Origin of the sequence: Arthrobacter sp. AB6 (genome assembly GCF_031844545.1) — a bacterium.
In the GTDB taxonomy this organism is placed as follows: domain Bacteria; phylum Actinomycetota; class Actinomycetes; order Actinomycetales; family Micrococcaceae; genus Arthrobacter.
Genome location: NZ_JAUZVL010000039.1, coordinates 1 through 5,675, shown reverse-complemented (window position 1 = coordinate 5,675; position 5,675 = coordinate 1). Strand labels below are relative to the sequence as shown.

The window sequence follows — 5,675 nt, the reverse complement described above, 5'->3', positions numbered from 1 at the left end:
TGTGTCTGTTGTTTGAGAACTCAATAGTGTGCCAAGTTTGTTGATACCAATTGTTTTAGTGATTGGTTGAATTGACCGGGCTGTCCGCCCCTGTGGGTGGTCTGGTTTTTACAGCTGGTTTCAAATTTTGTGCAGCCTTTTTGTTCCGTTTTCCCGGGGCTTGGGGTTGTGTCTGTTTTACTTCAACGGAGAGTTTGATCCTGGCTCAGGATGAACGCTGGCGGCGTGCTTAACACATGCAAGTCGAACGATGATCCCAGCTTGCTGGGGGATTAGTGGCGAACGGGTGAGTAACACGTGAGTAACCTGCCCTTAACTCTGGGATAAGCCTGGGAAACTGGGTCTAATACCGGATATGACTCCTCATCGCATGGTGGGGGGTGGAAAGCTTTTTGTGGTTTTGGATGGACTCGCGGCCTATCAGCTTGTTGGTGAGGTAATGGCTTACCAAGGCGACGACGGGTAGCCGGCCTGAGAGGGTGACCGGCCACACTGGGACTGAGACACGGCCCAGACTCCTACGGGAGGCAGCAGTGGGGAATATTGCACAATGGGCGCAAGCCTGATGCAGCGACGCCGCGTGAGGGATGACGGCCTTCGGGTTGTAAACCTCTTTCAGTAGGGAAGAAGCGAAAGTGACGGTACCTGCAGAAGAAGCGCCGGCTAACTACGTGCCAGCAGCCGCGGTAATACGTAGGGCGCAAGCGTTATCCGGAATTATTGGGCGTAAAGAGCTCGTAGGCGGTTTGTCGCGTCTGCCGTGAAAGTCCGGGGCTCAACTCCGGATCTGCGGTGGGTACGGGCAGACTAGAGTGATGTAGGGGAGACTGGAATTCCTGGTGTAGCGGTGAAATGCGCAGATATCAGGAGGAACACCGATGGCGAAGGCAGGTCTCTGGGCATTAACTGACGCTGAGGAGCGAAAGCATGGGGAGCGAACAGGATTAGATACCCTGGTAGTCCATGCCGTAAACGTTGGGCACTAGGTGTGGGGGACATTCCACGTTTTCCGCGCCGTAGCTAACGCATTAAGTGCCCCGCCTGGGGAGTACGGCCGCAAGGCTAAAACTCAAAGGAATTGACGGGGGCCCGCACAAGCGGCGGAGCATGCGGATTAATTCGATGCAACGCGAAGAACCTTACCAAGGCTTGACATGAACCGGAAACGCCTGGAGACAGGTGCCCCGCTTGCGGTCGGTTTACAGGTGGTGCATGGTTGTCGTCAGCTCGTGTCGTGAGATGTTGGGTTAAGTCCCGCAACGAGCGCAACCCTCGTTCTATGTTGCCAGCACGTGATGGTGGGGACTCATAGGAGACTGCCGGGGTCAACTCGGAGGAAGGTGGGGACGACGTCAAATCATCATGCCCCTTATGTCTTGGGCTTCACGCATGCTACAATGGCCGGTACAAAGGGTTGCGATACTGTGAGGTGGAGCTAATCCCAAAAAGCCGGTCTCAGTTCGGATTGGGGTCTGCAACTCGACCCCATGAAGTCGGAGTCGCTAGTAATCGCAGATCAGCAACGCTGCGGTGAATACGTTCCCGGGCCTTGTACACACCGCCCGTCAAGTCACGAAAGTTGGTAACACCCGAAGCCGGTGGCCTAACCCCTTGTGGGAGGGAGCTGTCGAAGGTGGGACTGGCGATTGGGACTAAGTCGTAACAAGGTAGCCGTACCGGAAGGTGCGGCTGGATCACCTCCTTTCTAAGGAGCACCTACAGATTGTTCGTGCCGTGTATGCGGTGCGGGGGTTTGTCAGGAGTACAGCCCGTTGCGCAGACGCTAGTTCTGCGGCGGGTGCTCAAGGGTGGAATATCAACGAATAGCGGCTGCCGGTTCTTTCCGGTGCTTAGTACGGTTCCTCTTTGCGGGGGTTCCTGGAAGGGTGCTGGTGGGTGCGGGTGGTTTAGTGTTTGGCACACTGTTGGGTCCTGAGGCAACAGGGCCGTGGTCTTGCCCTTTTTTGGGGTGGGGTTGCGGGTTTGTGTGTTTCTGGTTTCCTGGCTGCACCGGTCATGCATGTTGTGTGTGTGGGGTGTGTGGTTTGGGGTTGTTGTTTGAGAACTACATAGTGGACGCGAGCATCTTTTATAAGAAGCAATTTCCAAGAATATGAACCTGGATCTGTTGTGCTGTCTTTCGGGATGGTGCAGTGGTTTTCGTGGTTCTCTCGAAAATTAGCGTTTTTGATCTTTTGTGGTCAAGTTTTTAAGAGCACACGGTGGATGCCTTGGCATTAGGAGCCGAAGAAGGACGTAGGAATCTGCGATAAGCCTGGGGGAGTCGATAACCGGACTGTGATCCCAGGGTGTCCGAATGGGGAAACCCCGCCGAGCGCGCGAGTGACTCGGTGACCCGCATCTGAACACATAGGGTGCGTGGAGGGAACGCGGGGAAGTGAAACATCTCAGTACCCGCAGGAAGAGAAAACAATAGTGATTCCGTTAGTAGTGGCGAGCGAACGCGGATCAGGCTAAACCGTTCCATGTGTGATAGCCGGCGGGCGTTGCATGGTCGGGGTTGTGGGACTTTCCATACCAGTTCTGCCGGGCTGGTGGGGTGTGATGTGCAGGCATAGGTGAACGGTTTTGAAAGGCCGGCCAGAGAGGGTGTTAGCCCCGTAACCGTAATGTTGTGTACCGCCTGTGAGAGTATCCCAAGTAGTACGGGGCCCGAGAAATCCCGTGCGAATCTGTCAGGACCACCTGATAAGCCTAAATACTCCCTAATGACCGATAGCGGACCAGTACCGTGAGGGAAAGGTGAAAAGTACCCCGGGAGGGGAGTGAAACAGTACCTGAAACCGTGTGCTTACAATCCGTCGGAGCAGCCTTGTAGCTGTGACGGCGTGCCTTTTGAAGAATGAGCCTGCGAGTTAGTGTTACGTCGCGAGGTTAACCCGTGTGGGGCAGCCGTAGCGAAAGCGAGTCTGAATAGGGCGTTGCAGTGGCGTGATCTAGACCCGAAGCGAAGTGATCTACCCATGGCCAGGTTGAAGCGACGGTAAGACGTCGTGGAGGACCGAACCCACTTCAGTTGAAAATGGAGGGGATGAGCTGTGGGTAGGGGTGAAAGGCCAATCAAACTTCGTGATAGCTGGTTCTCCCCGAAATGCATTTAGGTGCAGCGTTGCGTGTTTCTTGCTGGAGGTAGAGCTACTGGATGGCTAATGGGCCCTACAAGGTTACTGACGTCAGCCAAACTCCGAATGCCGGTAAGTGAGAGCGCAGCAGTGAGACTGTGGGGGATAAGCTTCATAGTCGAGAGGGAAACAGCCCAGACCACCAACTAAGGCCCCTAAGCGTGTGCTAAGTGGGAAAGGATGTGGAGTTGCGAAGACAACCAGGAGGTTGGCTTAGAAGCAGCCATCCTTAAAAGAGTGCGTAATAGCTCACTGGTCAAGTGATTCCGCGCCGACAATGTAGCGGGGCTCAAGTACACCGCCGAAGTTGTGGCATTCAAATATTAGCTAAGCCCTTGTGGTTCAGGCGTTTGGATGGGTAGGGGAGCGTCGTGTGGGCGGTGAAGTCGCGGTGTAAACCAGCGGTGGAGCCTACACGAGTGAGAATGCAGGCATGAGTAGCGAAAGACGGGTGAGAAACCCGTCCGCCGAATGATCAAGGGTTCCAGGGTCAAGCTAATCTGCCCTGGGTAAGTCGGGACCTAAGGCGAGGCCGACAGGCGTAGTCGATGGACAACGGGTTGATATTCCCGTACCGGCGAAAAACCGCCCATGCTGAACAGGGGATACTAACTGCCCGAGACCTGCCTGACACCCCTTGTGGGTGAAGGGTTTTGGTGGAGCGCAGGACCTGATCCTGGGAGGCAAGCGTATTAACAGGTGTGACGCAGGAAGGTAGCCGAGCCGGGCGATGGTTGTCCCGGTCTAAGGATGTAGGGCGAACGGTAGGCAAATCCGCTGTTCATGATGCCTGAGATCTGATGGGACCCCCGTTTGGGGGGATTTGGTGATCCTATGCTGCCGAGAAAAGCATCGACGCGAGGTTTTAGCCGCCCGTACCCCAAACCGACACAGGTGATCAGGTAGAGAATACTAAGGCGATCGAGAGAATTATGGTTAAGGAACTCGGCAAAATGCCCCCGTAACTTCGGGAGAAGGGGGGCCCCAACCTTGAACACCACTTGCTGGTGGGAGGGGATCGGGGCCGCAGAGACCAGGGGGAAGCGACTGTTTACTAAAAACACAGGTCCGTGCGAAGTCGCAAGACGATGTATACGGACTGACTCCTGCCCGGTGCTGGAAGGTTAAGAGGACCGGTTAGCCGCAAGGCGAAGCTGAGAATTTAAGCCCCAGTAAACGGCGGTGGTAACTATAACCATCCTAAGGTAGCGAAATTCCTTGTCGGGTAAGTTCCGACCTGCACGAATGGAGTAACGACTTCCCCGCTGTCTCAACCATAAACTCGGCGAAATTGCAGTACGAGTAAAGATGCTCGTTACGCGCAGCAGGACGGAAAGACCCCGAGACCTTTACTATAGTTTGGTATTGGTGTTCGGAGTGGCTTGTGTAGGATAGGTGGGAGACGTTGAAGCCCGGACGCCAGTTCGGGTGGAGTCATCGTTGAAATACCACTCTGGTCACTTTGGACATCTAACTTCGGCCCGTAATCCGGGTCAGGGACAGTGCCTGATGGGTAGTTTAACTGGGGCGGTTGCCTCCTAAAAAGTAACGGAGGCGCCCAAAGGTTCCCTCAGCCTGGTTGGCAATCAGGTGTCGAGTGTAAGTGCACAAGGGAGCTTGACTGTGAGAGAGACATCTCGAGCAGGGACGAAAGTCGGGACTAGTGATCCGGCGGTACATTGTGGAATGGCCGTCGCTCAACGGATAAAAGGTACCTCGGGGATAACAGGCTGATCTTGCCCAAGAGTCCATATCGACGGCATGGTTTGGCACCTCGATGTCGGCTCGTCGCATCCTGGGGCTGGAGTAGGTCCCAAGGGTTGGGCTGTTCGCCCATTAAAGCGGTACGCGAGCTGGGTTTAGAACGTCGTGAGACAGTTCGGTCCCTATCCGCTGCGCGCGCAGGAAATTTGAGAAGGGCTGTCCTTAGTACGAGAGGACCGGGACGGACGAACCTCTGGTGTGTCAGTTGTACTGCCAAGTGCACCGCTGATTAGCTACGTTCGGATGGGATAACCGCTGAAAGCATCTAAGCGGGAAGCTCGCTTCAAGATGAGATTTCCATACACCTCGTGTGTGAGAGGCCCCCAGCCAGACCACTGGGTTGATAGGCCGGATGTGGAAGCGAGGACTAACGACTCGTGAAGCTGACCGGTACTAATAGGCCGATAACTTACACCACACACCACACCCGTGAAACCGGTTCAAAAGCGGTTCCACACCAGGGTTGGTAAAAAGAAAAATCAAGACTGCTTGCGTCCACTATGTGGTTCCCAAACAACAAACCAAACGTTGTCGGGGAACACCAACTGAATAACAACACCACCCTGCCCCCGAACACGGGCAGGAAAGCATGTTGTAACCACAACACTTCCCACCCCCGGAATCACACCCGGGCGGACGGGTAACAAGGTTACGGCGGTCATAGCGTGGGGGAAACGCCCGGTCCCATTCCGAACCCGGAAGCTAAGACCCACAGCGCCGATGGTACTGCACCCGGGAGGGTGTGGGAGAGTAGGTCACCGCCGGACA

3 rRNA genes are annotated in these 5,675 nt (G+C 55.2%); all 3 read left to right on the top strand.

What is annotated here, in order from left to right:
• Positions 1-182 precede the first annotated feature (182 nt).
• Positions 183-1,705 (top strand): 16S ribosomal RNA (locus tag Q9R30_RS19130).
• A 494-nt stretch (positions 1,706-2,199) separates the two neighbouring features.
• Positions 2,200-5,325, top strand: a 23S ribosomal RNA gene (locus Q9R30_RS19125).
• Between the two features lie 232 nt (positions 5,326-5,557).
• A 5S ribosomal RNA gene (rrf, locus tag Q9R30_RS19120) occupies positions 5,558-5,674 on the top strand.
• Together the 16S, 23S and 5S rRNA genes form the textbook arrangement of a ribosomal RNA operon.
• Position 5,675: the final 1 nt, after the last annotated feature.